The organism is Mesorhizobium sp. WSM3860, from assembly GCF_002294995.1.
Taxonomy (GTDB): Bacteria; Pseudomonadota; Alphaproteobacteria; order Rhizobiales; family Rhizobiaceae; genus Mesorhizobium.
On the sequence record NZ_NSGF01000021.1, the window covers coordinates 61,388 to 86,747 of the forward strand.

Here is a 25,360-nt window from a genome sequence, read left to right on the forward strand (position 1 = left end):
TGGCCTCCACTGTCCCCTGATGATTACCCTCGCTGCCTCGGGATCGTGGTCATCGTTTCGTCAATTGACCGTCTTCCGCTAACCACATGCCATCCGACAAGTAAACTTGCTCATCTTCGTCCGCTGCATCGGAAAGCTCAATCCATAGTTCCGCCATATCCAACAGCTCCACACCCAAAGCGCCCGCCATAAGATTCCCTGCTTGTTTGATCTGATATTCGTTTAGACCTGAGAACTCTACGTATGGTCGGCCATGACGATCATTTGCGTGACGATTCGGCGTTCCAAATGGCGAAAAAGCTGCTATCGCAGCATCGATAAGTCGCTCCTGATCCGGGTATGCTGATTTGCCACTGTCGTCTTCGCCCGCTGTCGCCGTCATAACGGCGATGTCTTCCTGCCTCCTGATTATTCGCAGCAACACGAAATCATTTGTCGACAGACAGTATTGCGGCTGATCCGAGGCAAATTTGCCCGACGACGTGATATTGGCCATGCTGCTGCTCTATCCCTTTTATGCCGTGAAGAAATGTCCATCCGGTCGGCAGAGCATATCGCTCTCGCGCTCTTTCTCGATCGATCGAATGGAACCCACGAATTCCTGCCTGCGAAGAGAGGTTCCGCCCGGCGCACCTTTGTGGTCGCGGTTCGCACGAAGAAATCTCTCACGGAAATCGTCTTTCCGCCCATCGCCCCGCACGCTTCAGACATCTATTAGATCGCTGGACTCAGGCTTTTCCAGCAAATTGGCAATGCCTCCGCCGCGCTTCCTGACATAGATTTTGAAGCCGAGTTTTTCGAGAAGCCCGGGGGCAACCTCCCCGAGCTTTGTCGCCACTCTACGGATTACATTTCCTTCTGTTTCTGCTTCCCTGGCCATGAGCTCGTTGAAAAACAGTAAATCAAGCGCAGAGGACTCAATCCAGTCAACATTCTCCGTGTAGCCGGCGATCCACTTCAAGCCTACGTCTGCAGAGTATAGGAATTGAGCCAAACGATCAGTGGTAAATGAGCAAGACCCCAAATGGACACCTCTGAGTTTCGATTGTGGCGTCTGCCTGATCTGAACTAAGGCATCTCGTAGCGCTTTGCGAGAAAATGTCTCGCCATTCAGTAACACTAGCCCGGCCCAATCGCCGTGGGTCGCGATGTAGAGATAGCTACACTCCTTATAGCTGCCAATGCGGGGAATGGCTTCCTTCATTGCAGCTTTGCTGTTTGCCATTTCATAGTGATAAGCGTTCGGATTTTCGCACGCCATGTTTGCGATTAGATCGAACAGCCCGCGCACTGATACGTTCGATTTCCTCCACCAATTGCTTTCGATCACTGCAATGCGAGTATGCTCCATCTACTCCCTCCCCCCCAAAAACACGTTCACCTACTGTCGGCCAGGATCACAGGAATCAGGGCACCGGTGCTTTCTCGATCAGGAATTTCAGATTGGCGAAAGCAGCGAGGAGAGTCTCTTCATCCGGGGCAGACAGCGCTGTGCCGGTCCCGGGCGAATGAAGAGTTCGATTGGCCAGCTTCCTGAGGCCATGCAGCGGCTTCCTTCGCTGTGCGACCCATGCAAACTGCCCAGCGCAAAAATCAATCAAGTTCTCTAGGTCCTCGCCCGCGAGCTCATCTCTCCGGTAGTGCACTTTCAGCAGTTTCTCGAGCACCGCCCTGCACATAGCGATCGAGGCATTTGACGCGCCTGCCACATAGGCGAGCACGGCGTCATCCAAGAGCGTCAAAAGGCCTTTCGTTCCGGGGTGAAATGTCGAAGCAACGTGAGCAGGCACGAAAGTGACAGGGATGCGTCGGTATCGATCTGCCAATTTGATCAGATTGATACCAATCACTTGGTGAACGTAGTCACCACCCTCGACGGCTACTCGGCAGAGATTTCTGAGGCGATAATCTTCTATTTCATCATCTGCCAGCTCGGCCAGATATCCAAGGCCAATGTCGATGACGGATCCGGCGTTGTGATATCGCGGATCAAAATTCTCATCATGTTCGAAATCGGGCCGCTGGGTTTCCGGAAGGCGGCCAGGATTGCGCTCACTCTGGTTGACAGGCCCCTGACCATCGGGGGCGAACAAGCCGACGAACCCTGCGTCTTCGACTGCGTGCTTCCAATTCAATTTGTAGTCTTGGTAGTCGGAGCCGAAACGTTTCGGCAGACCGACGTGGAATCGCTTGCCCTGCTCCACCATCGTCTCGAGCTTGGTGCGAAACATAAAGGTGTAGAGTTCATCGGTGGCCTGTCTAATAGCGGCGCTCTGACGATAAAACTGCCTAAGCTTTTTAGGATCGTATTTGGCGGCCCGACGTAACTCATTAAAAAGAATTAGGAACTCTTCGCTAGGGCTAAGTCGTTGACTGCACATAAACTCACACCCCCGAACACCTTTAGCAACTCGTCGACGGTAGCGCTCACACTATCGGCGAATATTGTTTGGCTTCTTCAATCTTGACATCAACCTGACCGAAAAACATAGTCCCGATGCCATTTTAGATATCTGGCAGTCTCACTGCGCGGCGGCTTTTGCAACCCCTCCGACAGACGCAGTATGCGTCGCTCGTCATCCGAAACTAAGACCGATATCAGCAAGTCACCGGCCTCGTCGAACGAGATCAAACCGCGATCGAACAATGCATCGAGATGTGCAACGAGGGGCAGTCCGTTTCGCGGGTCGAGCCTTTCCTTGTTGTTCGAATCCCGCCAGATGCGAAGCGCGAATGACTTCACCAAGACCGCAGCCGGTGACAGCGCATTTCCCCTCCCAGAATGCGAGGGCTAGATTACGGAACTTGCCTTGCCCAAGTCTGGCGTCGATCAACGCAGCTCGCGAGGTTGAAGCGGTAAACCCAGCTTTGTCCAAGTCTGCCAAATCTTCGTAAAGATCGGACTCGTCTGTGCACTGCCGTTTTAGCTGCTGAGACGTCAGATTTGTAGGCAACAGATCAAGGATTCGAAGTGCGGTCTGGCGCGAGATCTCCTGATAAGATCCAAACATTCTGACGCCGCCGTTTATCTTGCGCACGCCGAGCCCAATAAGCCTTCCGCGCCGCCGCTGCTTCCAGTCCACTTCGTTCTTACGCCAGAAGAGTCCGTAATTTCGGATTAGCCCGCCCGCTCTCTTCCATCGCGACCTCACACGCCAAAAACCTTTAACACCTCGTCGCCGAAGTGGTTGATCACCTTTACAGCGATGCGTCCCGTCGCCGGGCGGGGGAACGAGCGTGAGGTGTCAGAATAGAGCGTCTGCCAGGCATCCTCATCGATCTCGGCTTTCAGTGCCGTCTTCAGGGACCTGTAGGGGTCATTGGCGCCGAGGAAATAAGCGTGGCGGACGAAGAAGCTCTCTGCGTTGTAATCGGTATCGATAAACCAGGCGGCGATGCCCTTCACATCGTCGGACCGGATCTCGCCGGTCGTTGGGTCGAAAATGTCGACACCGTTGACCTTCACCTGAAGCTCGCCATTAGCGGTCTCGATGAGATCGACGTCCGGCTCGCCGAAGACGACGAACAGGTTTCCCTTGCCGGTGTTCTTCAGCTCGTCGGCCATATGCAGGTCGGGATTCATTCGCGCCTTGAGGATTGGCAACGGGCCAAGGCGGTTGATGTCGCTTGCCTGAGCCTCAAAATTGAACGCACAGGCGATCAGCGCGTCGAAACGGGCTTCGGAAGCTTCGCGGGCGGCGGCGGTGATCTGGCTACGTGTCAGCGTGCCGAACTCGGGGCCGATCAGTATCCCAGCCTGCTTCTCGCGGCCGTCGCCATCCGAGTATATGCCTTTCGCCGCCAGCCAATTGCCAGGCCACGGCTCGACCGAGTTGAATCGGATGGTGTCAGCTTTGGCCTGCTGGTGGACACCGGCGGATTTCAGATGGTCAAGCACCATCTGTCCGAAATCGATCTCAGGAACGCTGGCAGGTGCAGGCTGCATAGCGCCTTCGCCAGCCTTAATCTCCGCCCCGAGGGTATCGTCACGCGCGGTGACAACACGGTGCGGTGAAAGGCTCTCAATCGTGAAGGGGCCCGCGACACGCACCTTGGACTTGTCCTCGTAGGGACGGTCGTAGAGCATTTCGACATCGGCGGCCCGAGCGATTGAGGCGTCGATCTCCTTTTGCCGCGCAATACGGCCTTCCCACCACTGGCTGTGAATTCTGACCGCCTCAGCGTTCGCCCAAGGATCAAGAGGTTTCGCCGGCAACGTCTCGAAAGTGTATTCACGCCCCAGTGTGGTGTTGAGTTTGATAAGGGCCTTTTCGGGCTTCTTGCCGAGATCGTCTTCAGCGATCGCTTCGCGCAATTTTGTGTGGAGAGCGACCGCTTCATTTTTCCAAGGATTTCCTGCTTCGCGAGGGATTTCCCAGTCCTCCCAGGGCTGATTGCGACCTAGAATCCGGTTTAGGTCATCCCGCAGCGGTTCCAGCACCTCCTGCCACCTCTCCCAAATCACGTCGATCTCGGCATTGTTGGCGATGGACTTCAGCGCGATGCGCGGCGCGCGCTCGTAGACGAATCCCTGGCGGATGTCGCCGGAGGTCGGTCCCTGCGGCTGGATTTTACCGGACTCCTTCTGCTCCTTGTCGCGCCCATCCTTCGAGTCCGCGAGGTAGTAGTAGGGAAATTTCGCTGCCATCAGCCGCGTGCGGGCGAGCGCCAATGCCACGCGGGACGTGTCGATGGTGATCCAGCGCCGGCCCCATTGCTCGGCAACTGTAGCCGTCGTGCCGGAGCCGCACGTCGGGTCGAGCACGAGGTCACCCGGATCAGAGGTCATCAGGATACAGCGTTCGATGGGCAGTGTCGCGGTTTGAACGATATACGTGGGATACTTTTCACCGTGCACATCCGACCAGATGTTAGGAAGTGCCACTTGATTCCAGTCTTCCCAAAGGGCAACGCCTCCTAGTGACTCACCCCCACCATCGAACAGGCGTCCACTCTTTTCCAATCGAGGTAGGCCGGTTTCGATGCTGAATCGCCACTGCTTGTTCGCACCGCAACTTTTTGCATGCCCCCGATACTGATAGTCCTCACTGCGGGTCTTGCTCGGATGCTGGCTGACGATTGGATAGTTTACACGTGCCCATTTGCCACCCGCGCTCATAAGCGCATCGATCTCGTCGTCAGAACTCTTGGTGAGGTTTCTTATGATGCCTCCTGGCAGAAGCATTGAATTAAACTTAGTCTCGCCCTCAGGATTGCGGCGAGCCTCGTATATTGTCCGCACCTTTATTGAAGAAGAAGACTTACAATACCAAAGGATTTCATCGAAAACTGTCTCTGTGACGATGGTTGCACTCTTCTTTTTAAATGCGATCGTGTTGACGTAGTTGCTCTCACCGAAAACTTCGTCCAAAAGCGCTCGCACGCGATGGCAGTTCTCATCACTAATCTGAACGAAGATGCTTCCGCTTTCGCTCAGCAATTCGCGTGCGACCATAAGGCGGTCGCGAAGATAGGTGAGGTATGAGTGAATGCCATCCTTCCACGTATCGCGAAACGCCTTCACTTGTTCCGGCTCGCGGGAGATGTCCTCCCTTTTGCCATCCTTGACATCGCGCGACTGTGTCGAAACCTGCCAGTTGGAATTGAACTTGATGCCGTAAGGCGGATCGAAATAGATGCACTGCACCTTGCCGCGCATCGCCTCGCGTTCGGCAAGGCTCGCCATCACCTGGAGGCTGTCGCCAAGGATGAAGCGGTTCGTCCAATGCTGGGCATGCTGGTAAAACTCAGCCCGCGCCTCCGGATCGGTGATACCGTTGAAATCGGCGAAGAGATCCGGCGCATCGGTTTCGGCTTCGCGGCGCGCGTCCGAGCGGCGCTTGAGGTCATCAATGATCGCCTTGGGATGCACTTTCTCCTGCACGTAGATCGGCGGCGCGTTGACCACCAGGTCGGACCAGTCCTGTCGGTCCTTGCCACGCCAGACGAGCTGCGCGTCGCCGAGCTCCAGCTCACCCGTCTCGGCAAGCTGGCGCATCTGCTCCTTGGTGATCCGGATGCGTGCGCCGTTCCAGACGATCTGCGGGTCGAGGTCGGGATTGCGATCCCGCTCCTCGCCATTGGCGAGCGGCCGCGGACGGGCGATGACTATCTCTCGGTCGTCGCCACCAAGAATTTCCTGCTGCTGCTCGAACAGCGATGCCATCTCGGCCGTCGGAACATTGATGCGCCGTGCGGCATCATGGGTGAGAGCGTCGATCTCGCGTGGTGTTTTGGCCATCAGGCAATCCAAACTGGCTGTCAGAGAAACTTCTTTATGAGGAAATGATAGACGGCGACGATTTCGTCGTCGCGCTCCCGCTCAATGCCTTTGATCGTGAAATCCGACACCTTTCCAACTGTCGTGCCGCTGCCCTTGGACGCCCCATTCCTCACGATGCCGTCTTTAACGTTCCCGATCGCGGAGCCGGAACCCGGTGACGATCCGGTCCGAATCACGCCGTCCTTGACGTTGCCGAGGGCAGTTCCAGACCCAGGCGACGACCCGTTGCGTATGACACCGTTCTTGAGGTTACCCAAAGCCCTGCCGGACCCAATCGACGAGCCATCCCGGATCACTCCGTCCTTGTAGTTTGCCATCGTCTCACCCTTTGGATCTTAACCGTGGCGCGCAGAGCGCTCACAACGGCTTCTGCATTCATGCCGTGGTCATTTCGTCTTGTGATGGAGCCGCCAGCACGGCCAGGAATGTGTAACGATCGCGAAGGTAGTCCGCCCAGGCGTCGCCCTTAGGTGCATCGGCAATCAACGGCGAAAACAGGGACTCAGTCGAACGGCTGATAAAATCGTCAGGATATTCGAGCATTGAGCGGTAAACCTTAAAGGCGTTATCGCCGAGCGGACGCAATGCGGGTGACGTCACGCGAGTCAACCGTTCGTTTCCTGCAGGCGCGATGTGAAGCACGCGAACGCGTTCCGCACCGTCTTCTTGAGTGGCCTGCATGCGACCCGCTAGCATTTGCTGCCGGACAAGCTGATAGAACGGCTCCCAGAATAGGTCGGTGAGTTTGACGTCAGCATCGCCGCGGACAGGGCCGAATGGAGCGAATGCGATACCTCGATAACGGCGAACACGCTCAGCTTCTCGTTTTGGCTCGGGTGGAGCGCCATAGGACTCCGTGTATTTCCACTCGACAAGCAAGGTTTCGATTCGGCCAGCCCGACGGAAGCGCAAAACAGCATCGGCGCTGGTGACATTGGCACCGCGTTTCGGCAGACCGGCTCGCGGCCATTCGTTGAGGTAATCCTTGCGGCCGATCCATTCGAAGCCGACGAACCAGGGTTTGCCGTTTGGACCATTCTCGACCGCCAGCATTTCGGGAAGGTCACCGCCAATTACGGCCTGGACTAATTTGGCCAGGATGTCCGGACGCGTTGCCAGGGGCATCAGGAAATTGAGACAGCAGACCTGCGAGGAGAGGCCGTGGGAGGCATGCTGGTGCCAGGCGATCATGTTGTCGACGAAATAGCGGTCAGCAATATCTCGGATTTGAGGATTGAGATTTGACAACCTGCGATAAGGCGGAAGGCGGTAATCGCAGCCGTCAAATCCGCGCTCGTCGGGCAAGGTCGCGCGGAAGAACGCGGCCTGGCTCGCGCGCTCCCGCTCGACGAAGGTCGGCTCGCGTGGGGCGGTCATGCAGCAGATCCGCCCAAAGTCTGCTTCAAGGCATTTTCACAGAGCTGCGATGTCTCCCATAGGAAATCGGCAGCGGTATCCCAGTTGCTTTCATCGTTCATGTTCAGCTCGAGCCGCTTGGAGAAGAACCTGTCGCTCTCGCCGGGACTCTTCAACGGTGCGCCAAGCCCCGGGACCAACTTGCCAGCGCCCCAGGCGCTCGCGCAGCTTGGACGGCTTGCCACCGTCTACCGTCCGAACGAAAACTCGGACGAAGTCGATGGCCGTCGTAATGCTGACGGAGCAGCCTATACCTGGAAGGTCGTGCCAACGCGCGCCGCGGGGCTGTGCCTTGCCGTGGAGCATCTCGCCCTTGTGACGGCCGAACATGTGCAGCCAGAAGCGGTTGATGATGTCGGTCTTGAGGTCGTTATAGACCATCGTCTGCTCACTCCGCCGCCATCGTCATTTCGGCTTCGACGCCGTCGTCATCGCGCTCGTCCTCCAAGCCTTCCTCCGGGACGTCGCCGCGATAAGCTTCCTTGCCCATCGCCTTCTCGATCAAAGCCAGAAGTCGTGTCTGGCGGTCTGCCATGAAGGCATTGAAAGCGTCGCCGCGCAGCAGGACCGGATCGATCAGGTGCGACCTGAGATATTGATCGAGGTTCCCTGGCGGGATGGCAGGCGTCGTTGGATTGCCGCGTTCGAGTTGCGCCAGATAGGTCGAAGGTGCGTCGCCGCCGATGATGCGGTTGGTCCGATAGGACAGCGGTGTCTTGTTGATGATGGAATCAAAGACATCCTTTGAGATGTTCCTTGCCTTGCACCAGGCCTGCGGAAAGATGTGGTGGATATCGACGTTCTCGCCAAAAAACACGGTATGGTCGAAGCCTTGGCCCGACCGGAAATCCTCGGCGCCTTCCTTCATGAGCAGCGCGTTGACGCCTTTGTAGGCGGCCGAAAGACGCATGCGCATGGTCTTCAGACGGTCGGCGCGGAAAATCGTTTCGCTGACCGTTGAAGGCGGCGGACCTCCGCGTATCCAGGCAGGCACTTCCATGAAGTCCCTGGCAATGCGCGTATCAACGGCGGAGCCATAGAGCTCGCCGAATACGCCGTTCCAATACCATTGCACCAGCTTGGCGCGCACTGCCTCGTGCTCCCGGGCGTCACCCAGGTCGGCCAGGATCGCGGCGAGCGGAATGATCTGCGACTGATACGGCAGGTCATAGATGCGATAGATATGTTGCATGTGCAAGAATTTCGCGGCCGCGAGAAAGCCCTGCTCAGCCTGCTTCTCGTATTTGTTATAGGCATCCAGGGGCAGGTTGAGCAGCGCATGGCGATTGCCGGTGACCTGCGGAAGCTCCTTTCCCTGCTTCCCGTCAGCCTCCGCCTGACGTCGCTTCTCGCGCGTATGCAGCAGCGAAATGACTTGCAGGAAATCCGTATTGCCGACGTCAGCCAAGATCCCCTTTTCGGCGTCCGCCAATTTCAGGAATGACGCGAATTTGCCATGACGGCCGGCGTTGGCCTTGCCATCGCCATACCAGTCCTTCCGCAATTCATGGCCGCTGGCCGCATACATGGCCGTGACGAGCTCGAAGGCGTCGAGCGGTTTGCCCCCCGTGTTGACCTTCTCGAAGACGAGGCAGACAGCTTCCTTCGATGTCGATTTGTCGAGAGCGATAACCGGGACGTGATACTGGACGAAATTCTCGATCACCTGCGCATGGAAGTTGCTGATGAGCGGCCATGTGTCATTGAAGGTGCCTCTGCTGTTGGCATAGCCTACGAATTGCATTTGCCAAGTGATCCAGTCGAACACCATGGAAAGCGGATACATCAGGGCTTCGAACTCTTTTTCGCGGCTCGATAGATCGAGGACGACGTCCTTGCCGAAATTGTCGCGCAGGATGCGGTCTTCCGGGACGCCAACGATCGCATCCTCGCGATCGGCCTCCGGATCGAGCGCCTTTCTGATGTCGAGATAAAACCAGCGTTTGACCCGCTTCTTTTTCGGGGTGACCGTCTCCAAGACCTTGTTGCGCAAGGTTACCTGATAGAGCGATGTCATGCGTTGCTGGCCGTCGAGCAGCAGTTCGTCGGGCGTGATGCCATGAGCCGCTTCCGGTGCGCCTTCCACCGGTCGCGGTTTGAAGCTGACCACACCAGACGTTTCCAAGGTCATCAGGGCCCCAACGGGAAAGGCACGCGAAATGGAGGCGACAAGGCTCTTGATCCGGTCCTCGTCCCACACCCAACTGCGCTGGAAATCGGGCAGTTGCAGCGTGCCACGGTCGCAGGCCTTGAGAAGGTCATGCAGCCCGATCTTGTTCGTTTGAAAAGCACTGCTCATTACGCGGGAACCTTCTCTGCGTGGTTTCGGCTGACGAACCCATCCGTCAGATTTGCCCATTCCTCCTGGATCGCGAAAGCGTCGCGGAATTCGGCAAAGGCCCACCGGCCGAATGTCTTGAGATTGTTGACACCCGGCACCCACAGCGCGCGCATTGTCTCGGCCTTGATCTGTGCGTTCAGGTCCTTGAAGCCCTTGATCTCCACGATGAGCTGGAGCGGGTCGTCAGGTCCCTTTCCATCGTCCAGCAGCACGATGAAATCCGGCAGATATTTGCGATTGGTCGAACCATCGCGGTAAGGCACTTCGAAGCCGAGCGCCTGGTTTTTCACGTAGGCTAGCGTGGACGGGTGGCCCTCGACGACGCGCGCGAATTCGCCCTCCCAATCCGAGTCACAGACGACGTAGTTGACGTGGCTCTTGTCGGCGGCGGTAGCCCAAAGGTTGGTCTTGGTTGTGATAAAGGAGACGTGGCTGGTGTTGCCGTAGGGATTATAGGGATCAAGCATAGCCTTGACCACGGGCTCCCCGCTGGCGCCCGCCTCGTGGACGATCGCCTTGTAGATCAAACCGGCGGCGATATCGGCGAGCTCGGCATAGGTCAGCATGCCCGCCTTGGTGCCGCCCTTCATCACCAAGCAGTCCCTGATCCACCGCCGCGTGATAGGCTGGATCTGGTTGTAGAGGTGGTAAGGCGGCGGCTGATCCGGGTCGCGGAAGTAAGTCTCGACCAGCTTCTTGGTAAGGTGCACCGCGACCGTGTTCGGCCGCATGTCATCCAGCGCATCAGGCGAGATGTCGTGACCTTCGCCGACCAAGCCCTCGAGCCTGGCCGTGCATGGCCCAACCAGTTCAGGCGTCAGCTCGAGCCGGGAGTCCGCGCTAAAGGTTGCGCTGATGAGGTCGTCCGGCAGCTCTGTCCGGTAGCCCGCGACACGGGGAAAACGGATCGACAGCCGCTCGCGTTCCCGGACCGCGAAGACGCGGGTGACTGGCTTCGGCGGCTTCCTCACCACGTCCTGCGGCTCGGTGGCGAAGTCGAAGGGGATGCCGAGGATGTCGGCATATTCTGTTTCGAACAGGCCGGTCTCAGGATTGAGTTCGTAGGACTGGCGGCGCAGGCCACGGCCGATCACCTGCTCGCACAAGAGCTGGGTGCCGAAAGCGCGCACGCCGAGGATGTGGGTGACGGTGTTGGCGTCCCAGCCCTCGGTCAGCATCGAAACGGAGACAACGCAGCGAATGCGTTCGCCGAGCCTGCCCTTGCGGCCGACAGTGTTCATCACTTCACGCAGTAGATCCGAGTCGGAGATCTTATCGGCTTCGGCTGCACCCTCACGGGCCGCTTTCTCCTTGCGGAACAGCTCGATCTCAGCGGCGGCTATCTTGCGGAAGTTCTCGTCGAGCGCCTCGCCGGAGTCGACCTGCTGACTGTCGATCAGCAACGTGTTCATACGCGGCAGCGGATTGCCGTATTGGTCGAAATTGCTGAAGAGCTTGAGATGGCCGCGATGAATGTTCTGACGCTGACCCTCGACCTCTCGATCCCAGCCGGATATCCATTCATAGACGAGGTTCGAGCTCGCCGTATTGTTGCAAACGACGATAAATACGGGCGGCACGCCGATGCCAGCCCGCTCCCAGGCCTCGTATTCCTTTTCGTAGTGGGCGTAGAGCGCATAGAGCGCCGTCTGCAGCCTGGGTGGTAGCTGGAGTGGGTCGAGCTCGCCCGCCTTACCCTTACCCTTCTTTGGCATCTCCTTGCCGATATAGTCCCAGAGATTGCGGAAGACGGGCGTTTCGGCGTTGACCGCATTGTCGGAGACGGGAACGCGGGGCAGCTTGACGATGCCGCATTCGATGGCGTCGACCAGCGAGAAGTCCGACACGACCCAAGGAAACAGTGTCCCCTCCTCGTAGCCTGAACCGCGCAGGAAGAAAGGCGTGGCCGACAAATCATAGACCGCGCGAACCCCAACCTTGCGTTTTAGAGCCTCGATCCCGGAGATCCAGAGCCGTGCAGCCTGATTGTTCTTCTCTGCCTCTTCCTTTTCGTCGCCCTTGAGCGCCAGCTCTTCCTCAGTCGGCGGACGTTCGCGGTAGCAGTGGTGAGCCTCGTCGTTGATCACGACGATGTTCTTTAATGAGAGCAGCTCGCCGCAGGCTCGCTGCAACATCTCCCCCTCGGTTTCCTTTGTGATGAGTTCCTCGTTGCGCCAACCTGACAACACTGCGCGGCCAGTCTTGTTGGTCTCGAGCTTCTCGCGGCGTTGAAACGCGTGGTAGTTGGTGATGACAATCTTAGCCTTGCCGAGGTCCGTCATGAGCTCAGGCGGGACCAACTCGCGGGTCTGATAGTAGTTTTCGCTATCGGCGGGGTTCAGGACACGCAGCCGGTCCTTGATCGTGATGCCCGGCGCGATTAGCAGAAACCCCTTGGAGAATAGTGACGAGTTCGGCTGTCGCGCAGCGTTGATCGCCTGCCAGGCAATCAGCATCGCCATGACAGTCGTCTTGCCGGCGCCCGTTGCCAGCTTCAACGCGAGCCGGAACAGCTCTGGGTTTGCCCCCGCGTTCGCTTCCTCAAGGTGGCGGAAGATATGCGCATACTGCCGGCGCCCTCGCGCGACTTCTGTGAGCCAGACAACCGTCTCCACCGCTTCAACCTGGCAGAAGAACGGTCGGGCACTTTGGAAGTCATGATGACGCCAATGCTGCAGCAAACGCTGGGTCGTTGGCGTTACACCCCAGTCGTTGGGGTTGGGTAGCGAGCGCCAGGTCTCCAGATATCCCCGGATCTCGTTGATGATCGGCGTTGGATTGTAGGCCTGCCCGTCTGCAGCGCGCTCGAACCCGAAGTCCTGCTGCTGCCGGTCGCCCTTTCCTTTGACTTTTCGAGCCCTCGGGACCGGTGTGACGTATTTCGACCGCCGACGGCCCTCGATCGGCGGATGCTCCATCGGCTGTCCGTCCTCACTCAGCGCGTGATGGCGCGTCGGCGCCAAATACGGCGAATTCAGAATCGGACTGAGGTAGAAAGGTTTCGTCATAGCCCCCGCCAAACGATTTGCGCGACGGACATTGAACCGGAAACGGCCGGCGGATCAACTCAATAGAGGGCTGGCACAGTGTTTCTCACAATTCTGTGGCGTCCTGGCCTTTACGGCAAATACGAAGTCATTTCGTATTCGAGATCGAAGGATCCGCGCACACGACGGCCTTCCCCGACAAAAGCCGGAGTAGACTGCTAGAACAAGCCAAATCGTGGATTGTCTGCATATGGCGCCCTACTAGCCCTTTGCAGTTCCTCCTCGATCAGAGCACGGGCACCCTTGAGCGGCCGGCGCAGAGCCGGGACAGTCCAGAGCCGATTCTGGCTAGTGCGGATACCAAGCTCGTTCAGCATGTTGACTAGCTCGCGGGCAGTCTTCTCGCCGGATAGTGTCTTCAGGACAGATGCGATCTGCCTGACCTTCTCATCAGCGATTTCTCGTTTTCGTTGAGCACCGAGGCGTTGTGCCTGAGGCAGGTTCACCCGATTCCCGAGAAGCACTCCCTCAGCCTTCTTCATAGCAAGCGCATGCCGGGTTCTTTCGGCGATCAGGTCGCCTTCGCGTTCGGCACGAGCCGCCTTGGTTTCCAACAGAACCGCATTGCGGATCTCGCCGTCGCCGGCAGAGATGATAGTGATGCGATGCTTTTTCACGATCGCGTTGATAGTCCCGCTATGGCGGGATAGACGATCCAAATCCGACACGATGATTGGTCGTCCGGTTTCCTCAGCTGCCTTCAGCGCGAGCAACAAGCCAGGGCGGGCAGACAGGCTACGGTCACCCCTCCCCGTGGCGACGTCTTCAAACGAGCCGGTGATCCTGAGCTTACTCAATTGGGCATACCTGTCGATCGCAGCCTTCTGGCCTTCAAGCCCAATTCCATATCGGCCCTGCTTGTCCGTCGAGACCCTCCTGTATGCGATGGCCTCTTTCCCCAATGAACGGTTCATTTTCAAGGTATACCTCCTCATAGAGTAATAGCTGGGAGTAATAGGGGTGGCTGAGCGAACCAATACGACCCCGATTAGACTTGCTCACACCTGACTACCTGCTGGAGCAGCAAGCCACGCCCTGATGGTGGGCTGGCTCGCCACATGCTTGATTGTGCCTGGCTAAGCGGCCTGCTTTGTCGGTTGGGCGTGGCTAGCGGCTTTCAACGCATCAGCCAGAGCCTTCTGAAAAGCTTCATGCCCGGCGATGTCGTAGAGCCTGGCGAATTTGACCAGATCTAATTTCGATTTGATGTGTGCGACCAACCCTGTCGCCGCCCAGCAATCTCTTCGGCGGTCGCAGGTCGCGTCGGGCTCGCTTTGGTCAATGCCGTGACGACCATCGGCGGCTTGCTCGTTGCCGACGGAGCAAGCGCCGCAGCCGGACCAGATTTGGTTGATATAGTTGTCGACGAGCTCAGTGGCCTCGACGGCGGCGCAGGTGTCGCAGGCTTAGCCGGGACTGGTGACGTGCCGGCCGGCGCAGCCTTGGCTGGGGTGGCACTGGTCGCCGACGTGCTGGCCGGCGGAGCCTTGGGCTTGGCTGTAGCCTTGCTGATCATCTCCTTGACGGCCTTTGTCTTTGGCGCTGGCTTTCCGGCCCTGACGTCATCTGCAATGGTCTTGATGATCTTGTCGCGAACAGCGTCCGCACTAGGCGCCGCCAGGAGCTGCAAGGCGGTGTCGGACAAACCAGGCACGGACTCGGACTTCTCGGCCATACGTGCCCGGTTCATGTAATTCTGGGCTGTCTTGGCGGTCATATCGAATTCGGCCTCAATCCACTTGCCGAAAAATCCGTGGCCGAGCTTGTCTTTCATCGCTCGCAATTCCTTACCAATCTCAACAACACTGCGCCTAGCGCTTTCGCCATGACTGTGAATGCGGCCGGCCGCTTCCTCGGCCATCTTGGCAATAGCTGGCTGGAGGGCGTTGTAGATGGCGAGTCTAAACGATGCCGACAGGGGCACTGTCTTGCTCACCTTGTGATCAGATGGCTCGCGGCTCGCGTCATTTTCAAGGGTGGCTTCAAGTTGGTTCATCTCGGCTGCGCTGAGGTCGAGATCTTCCATCGCGCTGTCCACGGTTTTTGGTGACACTTCGGTCATTTTGAGTCTCCTGTCGTTTTCCATTGAGGGAGCGTCCACCGCACTTGCCTGTCGAGCTGCTCGCGGACTTGATTTAAGCGCATCATTTGTGAGAGCGCGGCCTTCCTGGATGCTGCATCGTTCAGGTCTGATACTTCGAGGTCGGCAATTGCTCGGTCGATCTCTTGGCGCTTGTATCGAGCAATCGCACTGGCGAGTCCGGAGGCTGCATCGAGGAAGGCGCCGACCATCCGTTCTGCTCGGCCGATGGAAGCGCGATAGGGCTCACCCCACTGCTCCTGCCATTGATCGTCAGTGTCGGAGTCAAAGGCTGGTGGGGTGACGCCGACACAGTCGAGCACTTCCTCAATCACTGGCCAATTTCCGTCGTTGGGGAGAAATTCGCTGAAGGGCTGCGTCGCGACTTTGTCAGTGGGATCTCCGGCTCTTTTCGCGAGCTCGGCTTTTCGCTGGCGGTAGGCACGTTGGTATTCCGCCGATGTCTTGGCCATGTGACGCTCCTCGTTCTGCGTGATGAGTGCAATTTAACATTTAACTGTTAAATGTCAAGACGCAAAATGCGAGAAGCGTGGTCGGCGTCATGCCTCCCTGTCAGCGTAGCCACAGACGACCTGGACACGCAGCCGGTATTCGTTAGGGTTCGACCCTTCCACGGTTCGTGGCAATCGATCCGAAATGCGAAATCGTTTCGCATTTGGCCGGGCACGTTTGTATGGAGAGGTCCTTCAGCATGGGTGGACCGCGGCTTCCCTGACCGGACCGAGATCAATGGAGTCGCGCAATCCTCCCATCAAATTCTGTGACCCGCCCTACCCCAAATCCTTGGCCTCGTTCGCTAACGGACTCCGGCGCGTGCGCGCCCTTACGTCTTGCGCGGCGCTCTTCAAGCCTCGGATCTCTCTCTACGATGGCGGTGATCAGACGCGAGTTTCTGCTGGCCGACATTGAGGAGCGGAGCCTGGATATGTATTCGGCCTTGCCGTGCCTGGGTTTGCGTCCGAACCGGTTGCGGAGTCAGCGTTCCGTTGCAGGGAAGCTCTGCAGTGCTATCCGTTCTCTGGCCGCTGTCTCCCTCCTCTCATCGAAGAGCGTCGACACGCGCTGGCGCGCTTCTGTGTCGTTTGTAATGCGATTTCGATGTTGTCGTCGCCAGACTTTTTTTGCACGGCGGTCGCGGAGGGAAACCTGCGTCAACATGGCGTAACATTTCACGATGATTTAACGATGATTTAACAGCTGGACGGGTTGCAGATGTCAACCTACCGACGGGTGTCAACCTGACTGAGGAGTTCGTCCGCCATGGGCGGGACTTGGGTTCTTTCCATCACCCGAATTCCCGTGGCCCACACTCGTGTTTCGCGAATTACGGCCCACGATGGCGATGCTTGTGCGCGATAGCGAGCGAACCCCACTGACCCGGCATCTATAACTGCATATTAGATGCACAAACTCCAACCGTATGGGCGCTTCTCTCTTATTAAATGCATAATAATTGCATAATTGCCTTGCATCCAAACCCATTAAGCGGTTACTAATGCATCAAACAGGCAGAGAAAAGCGATGCAAACGAGAATCGACCCCACGAAACTGCGAGTTGAGCGCGAACTGCGAGGATGGACGCAACAGGAGCTTGCGCAGCGATCCGGCCTGTCCCTTCGCCAAATCGCTGCGCTGGAGAGAAAGCAAAGTGACGACGGTGGTCATCCCGTCCGCCAAAATACGTTTGTGAAGCTAACTGAAGGAATGAACGTAGATCCAAGTGCACTGAGGCACGAAAGCGGCACATTGGGCGCATTGCGAAATCAAGCGCTTCATCTTTCAATCCCCGCGCACATTCGACTGCAATACGACCTCATCGAAGAGCGCTATGGTGTCTCCATGCGCGACTTGATCGACGCAGCGCCGATGCTGTTCGTGCTGGCGGCACGGATGAGTTTGTCCTGGCGGCGCGAAAGGGTTGCGGAAGCGGCTGCCCATCTGGATGGAGCCAGGGGCTCCATGGGCTACGTCCTTACCGAAGCCCAACGTGAGATGCTCAGTTCCATTGAGGAAGGGATCGGCGCAGAAGCCGAAGCTATCCAGAACGACGCTCTATTCACTCCGTCCCAGCTTTCTTCCGGACTGTTCGAATCGAACCGCTTCCTGGATTGGGTCGATGCTATTGCCGACGATCCAGACGACATAGAACTCATCGGGCTTCGTAAAGTCTCACTGACTCCCCCCGGTCTACAAGTGCCACACAACGTCTGCCGCAAGGCCCTTTACGACGTCGCCGGCCATCCTGGCGAGCCAGGTGCAAACCAGGCGATCTATGCTTTGGTCAGCGGAGAGGTGCGTTTGCACGATATTCCGCAAGAGCTACGTGCCGAGGATCAGCGTGCTGAGCGCATCGCTTGGATAGGCGAGCAGGTCGACGGTCCGGAAGACGAAGAATGGTGCATCGACACCTACCCTGGACTGCATCCCAATACGGCTAAATATTCGACCCGCGCGTCCCAGCCAGAGGAGAAAGTCAAATGACCTTCGCCAGCTCCGTGCGCATTGCACGCCACGCCGCAATCCGAGCCAACCAGAGGGGCATTCGGAATGGTGTCATCCAAACGATAGTCGAATACGGGAAGGACATTGGCCGGAATCGCTATGATCTCGATCCTGCTGAAGCGTTCGGACGTGTGGCGGAGCTGAAGGCGGAGCAAAGCGCCATACTGCGCGGACCATGGACCAGGCGCAAGGCGGAACAAATGCGAGAACTGCGCCAAACAATCCGATCGATTGAGCGAGCCTTGAATATGGTTGTGGTGATCTGTGGGGCCTCGATCGTGACTACCTACCACGGCCGACGCCGACGCCACCATAAACCGCTCGCATATCTTTCTTGAGGGAGCCAACATGGTCAACGAACTTTGCCACATCTATAACTTCCAGGAGCGGGATATCGATCTTCTCCTTGCGGAGGAGCTACGCGTTAATGGCGAATTCGCTGCCTGGTTCATGGACCGGGCTTCGCCTCAGATCCCGGTTCTCGGACCAGCGTTCAAAACCCGCATATCTGTCGTCGAGGATGGCAGTGAGGCTGATGTGATCGCCTGCTTCCGGCGGGCGGACGGCGGTGTCCACCGCGTTTTCATAGAAGACAAGATCTCGGCGCCGCTCATGCCGGATCAGCTAGCACGCTACCAACGCAGAGCAGCCGCCGAGCAGCTGCGGGGGGAAAGCAAAAGCTACTCGGTGGTCCTGTTCGCTCCGGCGGGCTATGGATCTGGCTTGCCCGATGGTGTTCTGTGGCTGACATTCGAGGAAGCAGCTGTAGCTCTGGAGCAGAACAAGAATGACCACCGCGCAGCCTACAAGGCGGAGTTCCTTCGTGCAGCACTTCCAAGAACCTCGCCGGCAGCAAGGGACGCGCATGTTGTAGATGTCGAGCCCTACCTGGCTGACTGGTGGGAGGCTGTCTACGTCATGCTCGAACGCGAATTCCCCGGCTTCTTTGTCCCTCCGAAGACACGTTATCCGCGGAGCGTCTATTTCTCGCCCAGAACGGGTGGGATGGCTGACTATCTGCGCGTCGACTTTAAGGGTCATCTTGGCGAGGTGGATCTCGCCATCAAGAACGTCAACTATGCCGATCTTGCGTTGTGCCTGAAGGGCCTCCAATTGCCTGGCAGTCTTGTTGAGAATGGCAAGTCAACCGCGATCAGGATCGCGGGTCTTGAGAAATTCGTTATTGCGGATGGTTACAACGTCATCGAAACAAAGGTCCGAGCGGCTTACGCGGCCGCTGCCAAGCTCCTAACGTTCTGGAAGGAGAACCGGGAGCTTTTCGATAGTTTAGCACTACGGTGAATTCGGTATCATCGCGACGGCAGGATCTTCTCTGTGCGATGGTCCCAGACGCAGACCCCACTTGGAGAGGTGGTTCCGGTTTTCCGAATCTCTGGGCGCCAAAAGGCATCCGGATGAATGGACTGCGGCACCCCTAGGACTTCCATCCATTGGATACGCCCCAAGAATAATGTCGGTTGGTTCCTAAGGGGCGCACATTCCGGGGACCCTCAGCTGGCAACCATGTAGGTTCGAGGAACCTGTAGCGGTGGGCTGGTCGGAAAGAAGCCAGCATACACAATGCATGCCGACTTGGTCGTCGAGTTAATAGGGCGGCGGAAACCAGCCCTAACTGGTGCGAAGGAGTCCGAATACCTATTTCCTATGCTGTTCGCGCGATCAAGCTGACCTACCTGCCGATCGGCACCCGCATGGCGCTGATTACCCAGGCTCTCCCTGCTTACATTCAAGAAGCTGAGGTTCTGCTGAAAGGGGGGCGCGACCTTGTCATCCGAATAGGTATTCGTGCATTAATTCACTTGGGGCAGGCGTGGATGGCTTTCGTTTTCTACGACATAGAGTCGACCGGAGCTGATCGATCCTTCGATCAGATACTCCAGTTTGCGGCTGTTCTGACTGATGACGATCTCAACGTAGTCGACACGTTCGAGATACGCTCACGGCTGCTCCCACACATCGTGCCCTCGCCCGGTGCAATGCTTGTCACGGGCGTTCGCGTCGCACAGCTGTTCGATCCTGCCCTGCCCTCTCACTTCGAGATGTGCCGGCGTATCCATGAGGTGATGAGCTCGTGGTCACCGGCGACGGTGGTTGGCTACAATTCACTCGCGTTCGACGAGGAGATGCTTCGGCGAGCTTTCTACAGCTCGCTCTTGCCGATCTACCTTACCAACACCGGCGGCAATTCGCGGCTCGACATCCTGCCCCTGATGATCGCAACACACGCGTTCGCGCCGGGTGGCCTTAACTGGCCTGTGAATGAGAAGGGACGTGTAAGTTTCAAACTCGATCGGCTGGCACCAGCGAACGGCTTTGATCACACCGACGCACATGATGCTTTGGCCGATGTTCATGCCACTATTCACTTGGCGAGGCTCGTTCGTGCGCATGCGCCGCTGATCTGGCAATCGGCGATGGCTTACCGGACGAAGGCGCTCGCAACCGAATATGTCGAAGATCAACCAGCATTTGTTGCGACGCTGCTGCGATTTGCGCGATGTGTGCCGAGCCTGGTTACGGCCCTCGGGATCAATCCTGAGAATTCCAGCGAGCTCTTCACGCTCGATCTTAGGCAAGATCCGGTATTGCTCGCTGCAATGACGGCCGAAGAGCTTAGCGTCCATATCAAGACCAAGCCCAGGCCGGTATCGTCTCTGAAGCTGAACGCCTCTCCCCTCTTCCTGCCAATCGAAGTCGCCGGCCCGAAGGCATCAGGGTATGAAATCGGCCTCGACGAGATCGCGCGACGCGCTGAACAAGTGCGAGCGGATGAAGGATTGAGAAAGCGCCTGATTGAAGCCGTTGTATCCAGTCGAGCTCCGTTCCCCGAGAGCCCGCATCTCGAGGAGCAGATCTACGGCGGGTTCTATTCACCGGGAGACCAGTATCTGGTCGACGAGTTCCACAAGGCTGAATGGCCCCAAAGGCTGGAGATATCTGGCCAGTTCGCCGACCGGCGACTAAGAGGCCTGTCTCGGCGCCTAGTCTACTTTGACGCGCCCCACGTCATGCCAGACAAGATGCGAAACACGTATGCTCGTGCCATCGCCGCGCGGATCCGTGCTCGCAATGAGGCAACTCGGTGGGTAACGCTCGATGAAGCGATCTGGGATGGCGAAACGATGCTGGCGGACCTGGCGCTGGACGATCGACAAAGGCTTGACGAGCACCTGACCAAGCTGAGGACCTGGCGAGAAGAAGCGCGCCAGCTGTTGGAGGTTCCGATCGTTGGTTGAAGCAGGTTGCGATCAGCCGCCCTCCCGCCAGCGCATCGCTCGGCGCTTGTCATTCAGGCGCTTCTTCGGCGGCCATGCGGTAAAGAGGTCTTTGCCATCAGATAGGACGTAGATGCGCTCTCCGACGCTGATGATTCTCACCGAATAGATCGCAGTGCCTTTCTTTCGCGGTTCGATGAGTTTCGCGTATCCATGTCTGATGTCGCTCAGGATGGCCGAAAATTCACCTGGCTCAAGAACGATCCCGTATCGACGCAAGAGCTGCCGATGGAAATGCCAATGCCTCTCCGGGATCGAGGCCCCAAGCCAGCGATAGTTGAAACGAGGCTTTTTGCTCATTGGTCACGGATCCTGATCCTGCAAAAGCCGTCGCAGGATCTGCACGCGTCTCAATGTTGGTGGCGGATCGGCGTCGCCGCTCGCGAGTCGTATGAATTCGATCCAAGCGAGTTCGTTTGGCGTGATCTCTGTTTCCTCGGCGCACCTCTCATTGAAGCTCACCGACGTTTCATCATGAGCCCCTGTCATTTCCCGAAAATCCCCCGGAGCACCGTCCTGGCCCTGGATGTAAGGCTCGGGTCCGAGTAGTCGGAAGCCTTGCGGATTTCCTCCAGCCAAGCAGTTTCGTTTTCGGTCACGAGGGTTCCGAAAATCTTCCGGATGGCGAACTCTGTTGTGTCGCCGCCGAGCTGCTCGACGGCCATCATAAAAAGGAGGGCCGGATCGCACTCGAGCGCCTTGGCCAGAGCTGGGACGCGATCGAGCGGCAGTTTGCTGTTGCCGGCCTTGATGTTCGTGAGCATGTTGTGTTGCGCGAAGCCAGCTTCGCTCGAGATGAGCGACTGCGTCTTGCGCGGCTTCAGCTCGAGAACGCGCCTTTCAACGAATTTTGCCAGCCTAGTTTCAGAATAAGGCCTAGTTGTTGTGCCTTTTGCCATAGATATCCTCTCTCGTCATGCAGCACGAATGTGCTTATTGATGAGAGTTATAGCGATCGAGTAGTGGGTTCATTTCACTTTATATAGGAGAAATACTTTAAGTCGTGGTTTTGCCTTGCGTCCTTTACGTAGGCACTATCCGACAGAGACCATGGAGCGGATAAAAGCTTTTCGAAGAACAATCCATTGTGATATAACCTCGGCTAGTAGACATAGGTGTCGAGAATATGTCACATAAGCCTGGACAGCGAGAGCACGCCCGTGCACTGCTGCGGGACGGTAGCCTGGTCCGCCTGCGCGACCTGATTGGGGCGGGAGTGAGTCCAGAGACTATAGCCCGCATGGTTCGAGGAGGTGAGGTCGTGCGGCCCGCGCGTGGCCTCTACCAGTTCGCCGAAGCGGTGCCGGATGCACGCCGTTCAATCGCTGAAGCTTCGGCGCTGGTTCCCAAAGGGGTGATCTGCCTGACCTCGGCGCTAGAGTTCCACGATCTGACGCTGCACATGCCATCAGCCATCTGGATGGCCATCGACCGAACGGCATGGAAACCGAAAGTCGACTATCCGCCCATCCGATTTGTCCGCTTCAGCGGCCGCGTCCTGGCGGAAGGCATAAAACGGCACCGCATCGAAGGCGTCGACGTGCCAGTATTTGAGCCAGCGAAAACCATCGTGGACTGTTTTCGCTACCGCAACAAGATTGGACTCGACATCGCGCTCGAGGGGCTCCGAGAGGGCCTCAGGAAGCGGCGGGCCAGGCCGGACCAGCTGTGGAAATTCGCCCAGTCTGGCCGAGCTTGGTCGGTGATGCGCCCGTATGTCGAGGCGATGGTCCCCGATGGCGCGTGACCTTCGCACCTTTGGCGCTCTCCGTCAGAGCGCGCGTGCTCGAACGCGCTCGCCAGGAGCGGTCCGACTGCCAGCAATCGCAGATCGGCATGCGCTTGAGCAGCTGCCCAAACTTTGTTGGAAGTCTCTAAACTAACGCCGGCGAGTGGGGTAGACCTTCCATTGGGGAAATGGAGGGGCGGCTTCGGATGCCTGAATTCTACGACGATGGCTTTTGCCACTACCAGCCAGCTGCGCAGCCTTACCTAGCGGCTATTGCACGCGGAGTGAGAGACCTTGCCGAGTCGCCCGCGTTCCTGCTGCAATCAACCAAATACGAGACGTCCTACATCGACGCAGAGCCGCTTTGGCGAGAGCAATGGAAGCAGCGAGATCCAGCTAACTCAATGAAGTGCCCGTTCTGGTCGAACTATTGGTATGAGCCTTGCCGGTCGTGCGATTGCCGCATTGACGAGTCGGTCTCGATGGAGATCGATGCGATGTTCTTTTTGTGAAACCAAGCCGGACAGACGATGGCAATTCATGTCGAGATGAAGCGCGACCGAGAGCCCCTGTCGATTGGGCAAGCTGAGGCTTATCGACCCCGCGCGGTGTGTTTCCAGGAGCGACGCCGTTTGCGAAAAACGCTTCCGCCCCATCAGCACTTCATAACCGTTATCTTCTGTGGGATTGGGACAGATAATCCTTTCGTTAGCGAACACTTCGATCGAGTGATCCTGCACGACCATGCCCGCAACAAATTCCCTGGATATCCTGCTCGATAAACCACAGGTCACGATGTTGATAGGTTGTAGTGAGGGAACTTTTCCAGTGCCGCCTTCTTCGCGGCTATCGTGACGTCTCCATAGTTGTCGCCGGCCGTCTTGCCTGCGTGGCCCTGTATCGCATCAAGGACACGATCTGAAATTTCCAATTCTTGACCTACCGTCTTGAAGCGGTGTCGCCAGCCATGGTTTGGGCTGACGCCTGCGGGGATGACGCCGAGCGACTGAAGCCATTGACTTACGCGTCCGGCAACAGTGCGCGCAGCCGTGACTGACTCCTTGGGGCCGGCATAGAACAACGGTCCAACAGGTGCACCTTCCACGAAGCGAAAAAAGCCCAGGTCAACTATCTGGGGATGCACCGGCACGTCGCGATAGCCGCCGGCCTTTACCGTTCCGGCATCCGGGGTGATGCGGATGATGTGCGTATCGCCCTCCAGTCGAAAATCCTGCTTCCGAAGCTGGGTAATCTCGGTGATTCGTGCCCCGGTGAAGGCGCACAAGATCGGTGCCCATCTTTTCGCGGCTGTTGTCTGTGGCGCCTCAGTGGTGCGGGGATTGTCTGTCTTGGTGGGAACATAGTCGCGGGCCTTACGAAGGATTGCCACGGCTTCAGGCAGCGTGAACCCTTTTTCTCGCGCAAGGGGCCTTTTGGGGACCTCCTGCCGAACCTTCTCCGCTACATTCGTTTCCAGGCGATCGTTGTCGACAGCCCACGATAAAACGGTGCGCACCGCTGCCAGGTAGACGTCAGCGATCGTCTTGGCCGATAGCGTCTTGAGGCGATCGTCGCGCCATTCCAGAAGCTTCTGTTTGGTAAGGCGTCTTGCATCATCGCGGCCGATGAAGCTCGTGAGGTCGGCGAAGACCGGCTTCCAACGGCTCTCGGTTTCCTTCGCCTTCCCGACCAGTTTCTTAGCTGAAATGTAATCGGCGAATAGTCCTTTCAACGACACGGGCGGCAACGGCTCCGGTTGCGGCTGGGCATTCGCCAACATCGGGTGCGAAGGCGTTCCGTTGAAGTCACCCTCATCGCGCTCCGCTATGCGGGCGAGCGCCTCAAATTCGGATATGCATAAAGCGATAGCCAACGTGCGCCATTCATTTGACCCGATTTCGACGGTGGTGTTGCCGAGCCGACGATATCGCTCGATCCGATCGCCGACCAAAGCCGCGAGTTCCGAGTCGGCTAAACGTCCGGCAATGCCCTCGCGGAGGCTCGCGGCCCGGCCATAGTCAACATAACCGAAAGAGGCGTATCGATGGTCGGTGTTTCGCAACTCCTCGTCAAAGGCCAGCTGGGCTTGATAGTTGCGTAAGGCAATCTGGTTGGAGGCAAGCGGATAGCGCCCAACCGTGACTGGCCGAGCTCCCGCCTCCGCTGCGCGACGCTCCGCGAGTGCGATCTCATGCTGCAGAAGTGCAATGGCGCCCGGAAGAGCTTTCAGAGCCGACCTATAGTCTGGCCCTAGCGCCTTCCTGCGTTCGGTCTTGCCGTCCATGAACGGCCGGAGGTCCTTTGGGATCACAAGCCGAGCGAAATAACGACCGTCTCGATTGAGGAGATTCCGAACTCTTCCCGCCACGCCCCTGAACCCATTTTGTTACAAGTTTTGTAACGTCAGAATGGACAGGAGGCCTTGAAAGTCAAGGGCTTCAGCGATTTCAAAGGGATAGGCTGGTGCTGCGAGAGAGGATTGAACTCTCGACCTCTCCCTTACCAAGGGAGTGCTCTACCACTGAGCTACCGCAGCGACGCGCGCCTCAATAGCCGCTGGCGCCTTGAATTGCAAGGCGTAGCGGCCCCCTTTCACACCCTGCGCCGTTTCGGCCCGATGTTGCCAATGTGGTTCCAAACTGGCT

At 57.7% G+C, this 25,360-nt stretch carries 21 protein-coding genes and 1 tRNA gene; 6 read left to right on the forward strand and 16 right to left on the reverse strand.

What is annotated here, in order from left to right; translation table 11 throughout:
• Positions 1–49: 49 nt before the first annotated feature.
• The 12 genes from CK220_RS25930 to CK220_RS25995 all read right to left on the reverse strand — a co-directional run bounded on the left by CK220_RS25930 (position 50) and on the right by CK220_RS25995 (position 15,640).
• Positions 50–496 carry a hypothetical protein gene (locus CK220_RS25930; protein WP_095814246.1) on the reverse strand — a complete coding sequence of 149 codons (447 nt, stop codon included), beginning with the start codon at positions 494–496 and terminating at the stop codon, positions 50–52.
• A 207-nt stretch (positions 497–703) separates the two neighbouring features.
• Complete coding sequence (locus CK220_RS25935) at positions 704–1,351, reverse strand: hypothetical protein (protein ID WP_095814247.1); 648 nt, start codon at positions 1,349–1,351, stop codon at positions 704–706.
• A 55-nt stretch (positions 1,352–1,406) separates the two neighbouring features.
• On the reverse strand, positions 1,407–2,381 hold the full coding sequence (locus tag CK220_RS31635; protein ID WP_141245228.1) for a hypothetical protein: 975 nt from the start codon (positions 2,379–2,381) through the stop codon (positions 1,407–1,409).
• 767 nt (positions 2,382–3,148) lie between these two features.
• Positions 3,149–6,241, reverse strand: coding sequence for a site-specific DNA-methyltransferase (locus CK220_RS32620; RefSeq protein ID WP_095814251.1), 3,093 nt, complete (start codon positions 6,239–6,241; stop codon positions 3,149–3,151).
• A 20-nt stretch (positions 6,242–6,261) separates the two neighbouring features.
• Entirely contained in the window at positions 6,262–6,600 is a 339-nt protein-coding gene (locus CK220_RS25960; RefSeq protein WP_095814252.1) for a hypothetical protein, read from the reverse strand.
• A 58-nt stretch (positions 6,601–6,658) separates the two neighbouring features.
• Positions 6,659–7,660, reverse strand: coding sequence for a hypothetical protein (locus CK220_RS25965; RefSeq protein ID WP_095814253.1), 1,002 nt, complete (start codon positions 7,658–7,660; stop codon positions 6,659–6,661).
• 90 nt (positions 7,661–7,750) lie between these two features.
• Positions 7,751–8,080: a hypothetical protein gene (locus tag CK220_RS25970; RefSeq protein WP_095814254.1), complete on the reverse strand. Its 330-nt coding sequence runs from the start codon at positions 8,078–8,080 to the stop codon at positions 7,751–7,753.
• Positions 8,081–8,087: 7 nt separating this feature from the next.
• Positions 8,088–9,998: a DUF262 domain-containing protein gene (locus CK220_RS25975; RefSeq protein ID WP_095814255.1), complete on the reverse strand. Its 1,911-nt coding sequence runs from the start codon at positions 9,996–9,998 to the stop codon at positions 8,088–8,090.
• Positions 9,998–13,048: a DEAD/DEAH box helicase family protein gene (locus CK220_RS25980; protein WP_095814256.1), complete on the reverse strand. Its 3,051-nt coding sequence runs from the start codon at positions 13,046–13,048 to the stop codon at positions 9,998–10,000. The genes CK220_RS25975 and CK220_RS25980 overlap by 1 nt, the downstream gene beginning before the upstream one ends.
• Positions 13,049–13,245: 197 nt before the next feature.
• On the reverse strand, positions 13,246–14,001 hold the full coding sequence (locus tag CK220_RS25985) for a recombinase family protein (RefSeq protein WP_245429407.1): 756 nt from the start codon (positions 13,999–14,001) through the stop codon (positions 13,246–13,248).
• A 278-nt stretch (positions 14,002–14,279) separates the two neighbouring features.
• On the reverse strand, positions 14,280–15,149 hold the full coding sequence (locus tag CK220_RS25990; protein WP_176479212.1) for a DUF3102 domain-containing protein: 870 nt from the start codon (positions 15,147–15,149) through the stop codon (positions 14,280–14,282).
• Positions 15,146–15,640: a hypothetical protein gene (locus CK220_RS25995; protein ID WP_095814259.1), complete on the reverse strand. Its 495-nt coding sequence runs from the start codon at positions 15,638–15,640 to the stop codon at positions 15,146–15,148. The genes CK220_RS25990 and CK220_RS25995 overlap by 4 nt, the downstream gene beginning before the upstream one ends.
• 1,069 nt (positions 15,641–16,709) lie before the next feature.
• Between CK220_RS25995 and CK220_RS26000 the strand changes: the two genes are divergently transcribed.
• The 4 genes from CK220_RS26000 to CK220_RS26015 all read left to right on the forward strand — a co-directional run bounded on the left by CK220_RS26000 (position 16,710) and on the right by CK220_RS26015 (position 20,947).
• Positions 16,710–17,669, forward strand: a complete 960-nt coding sequence (locus tag CK220_RS26000) for a helix-turn-helix transcriptional regulator (RefSeq protein ID WP_095814260.1) — start codon at positions 16,710–16,712, stop codon at positions 17,667–17,669.
• Positions 17,666–18,028: a hypothetical protein gene (locus tag CK220_RS26005; RefSeq protein ID WP_095814261.1), complete on the forward strand. Its 363-nt coding sequence runs from the start codon at positions 17,666–17,668 to the stop codon at positions 18,026–18,028. The genes CK220_RS26000 and CK220_RS26005 overlap by 4 nt, the downstream gene beginning before the upstream one ends.
• A gap of 10 nt (positions 18,029–18,038) precedes the next feature.
• Entirely contained in the window at positions 18,039–18,992 is a 954-nt protein-coding gene (locus CK220_RS26010) for a hypothetical protein (protein ID WP_095814262.1), read from the forward strand.
• A gap of 410 nt (positions 18,993–19,402) precedes the next feature.
• Positions 19,403–20,947 (forward strand): exodeoxyribonuclease I, encoded by a 1,545-nt coding sequence (locus CK220_RS26015; RefSeq protein WP_095814263.1) that lies wholly within the window; start codon positions 19,403–19,405, stop codon positions 20,945–20,947.
• Positions 20,948–20,959: 12 nt separating this feature from the next.
• Here CK220_RS26015 and CK220_RS26020 read toward each other — a convergent pair whose 3' ends face one another.
• Both CK220_RS26020 and CK220_RS26030 read right to left on the reverse strand, forming a co-directional pair.
• Entirely contained in the window at positions 20,960–21,286 is a 327-nt protein-coding gene (locus tag CK220_RS26020; protein ID WP_095814264.1) for a hypothetical protein, read from the reverse strand.
• A 185-nt stretch (positions 21,287–21,471) separates the two neighbouring features.
• A complete protein-coding gene (locus CK220_RS26030; RefSeq protein ID WP_095814266.1) occupies positions 21,472–21,885 on the reverse strand; it encodes a transcriptional regulator in 414 nt (137 codons plus the stop codon).
• Positions 21,886–22,112: 227 nt separating this feature from the next.
• Here CK220_RS26030 and CK220_RS26035 point away from each other — a divergent pair, with 227 nt between their 5' ends.
• Positions 22,113–22,733 (forward strand): type IV toxin-antitoxin system AbiEi family antitoxin domain-containing protein, encoded by a 621-nt coding sequence (locus tag CK220_RS26035; protein ID WP_095814267.1) that lies wholly within the window; start codon positions 22,113–22,115, stop codon positions 22,731–22,733.
• 188 nt (positions 22,734–22,921) lie between these two features.
• Positions 22,922–23,227 carry a hypothetical protein gene (locus CK220_RS26040; protein ID WP_141245229.1) on the forward strand — a complete coding sequence of 102 codons (306 nt, stop codon included), beginning with the start codon at positions 22,922–22,924 and terminating at the stop codon, positions 23,225–23,227.
• 278 nt (positions 23,228–23,505) lie between these two features.
• On the opposite strand, the gene CK220_RS32625 is transcribed toward CK220_RS26040, so the two are convergent.
• Together CK220_RS32625 and CK220_RS26050 are read right to left on the reverse strand one after the other, a co-directional pair.
• The gene (locus CK220_RS32625; RefSeq protein ID WP_245429405.1) at positions 23,506–24,999 is read right to left on the reverse strand and encodes a hypothetical protein; all 1,494 of its coding nucleotides are present in this window, start codon (positions 24,997–24,999) and stop codon (positions 23,506–23,508) included.
• 177 nt (positions 25,000–25,176) lie between these two features.
• Positions 25,177–25,251 (reverse strand) — tRNA-Thr (locus CK220_RS26050).
• Positions 25,252–25,360: the final 109 nt, after the last annotated feature.

Coding starts and splice junctions, on each gene's coding strand:
- CK220_RS25930 (WP_095814246.1), bottom strand. CDS start 496: ATGGCCAATATCACGTCGTCGGGCAAATTTGCCTCGGATCAGCCGCAA.
- CK220_RS25935 (WP_095814247.1), bottom strand. CDS start 1,351: ATGGAGCATACTCGCATTGCAGTGATCGAAAGCAATTGGTGGAGGAAA.
- CK220_RS31635 (WP_141245228.1), bottom strand. CDS start 2,381: ATGTGCAGTCAACGACTTAGCCCTAGCGAAGAGTTCCTAATTCTTTTT.
- CK220_RS32620 (WP_095814251.1), bottom strand. CDS start 6,241: ATGGCCAAAACACCACGCGAGATCGACGCTCTCACCCATGATGCCGCA.
- CK220_RS25960 (WP_095814252.1), bottom strand. CDS start 6,600: ATGGCAAACTACAAGGACGGAGTGATCCGGGATGGCTCGTCGATTGGG.
- CK220_RS25965 (WP_095814253.1), bottom strand. CDS start 7,660: ATGACCGCCCCACGCGAGCCGACCTTCGTCGAGCGGGAGCGCGCGAGC.
- CK220_RS25970 (WP_095814254.1), bottom strand. CDS start 8,080: ATGGTCTATAACGACCTCAAGACCGACATCATCAACCGCTTCTGGCTG.
- CK220_RS25975 (WP_095814255.1), bottom strand. CDS start 9,998: ATGAGCAGTGCTTTTCAAACGAACAAGATCGGGCTGCATGACCTTCTC.
- CK220_RS25980 (WP_095814256.1), bottom strand. CDS start 13,048: ATGACGAAACCTTTCTACCTCAGTCCGATTCTGAATTCGCCGTATTTG.
- CK220_RS25985 (WP_245429407.1), bottom strand. CDS start 14,001: ATGAACCGTTCATTGGGGAAAGAGGCCATCGCATACAGGAGGGTCTCG.
- CK220_RS25990 (WP_176479212.1), bottom strand. CDS start 15,149: ATGACCGAAGTGTCACCAAAAACCGTGGACAGCGCGATGGAAGATCTC.
- CK220_RS25995 (WP_095814259.1), bottom strand. CDS start 15,640: ATGGCCAAGACATCGGCGGAATACCAACGTGCCTACCGCCAGCGAAAA.
- CK220_RS26000 (WP_095814260.1), top strand. CDS start 16,710: ATGCAAACGAGAATCGACCCCACGAAACTGCGAGTTGAGCGCGAACTG.
- CK220_RS26005 (WP_095814261.1), top strand. CDS start 17,666: ATGACCTTCGCCAGCTCCGTGCGCATTGCACGCCACGCCGCAATCCGA.
- CK220_RS26010 (WP_095814262.1), top strand. CDS start 18,039: ATGGTCAACGAACTTTGCCACATCTATAACTTCCAGGAGCGGGATATC.
- CK220_RS26015 (WP_095814263.1), top strand. CDS start 19,403: ATGGCGCTGATTACCCAGGCTCTCCCTGCTTACATTCAAGAAGCTGAG.
- CK220_RS26020 (WP_095814264.1), bottom strand. CDS start 21,286: ATGAGCAAAAAGCCTCGTTTCAACTATCGCTGGCTTGGGGCCTCGATC.
- CK220_RS26030 (WP_095814266.1), bottom strand. CDS start 21,885: ATGGCAAAAGGCACAACAACTAGGCCTTATTCTGAAACTAGGCTGGCA.
- CK220_RS26035 (WP_095814267.1), top strand. CDS start 22,113: ATGTCACATAAGCCTGGACAGCGAGAGCACGCCCGTGCACTGCTGCGG.
- CK220_RS26040 (WP_141245229.1), top strand. CDS start 22,922: ATGCCTGAATTCTACGACGATGGCTTTTGCCACTACCAGCCAGCTGCG.
- CK220_RS32625 (WP_245429405.1), bottom strand. CDS start 24,999: ATGGACGGCAAGACCGAACGCAGGAAGGCGCTAGGGCCAGACTATAGG.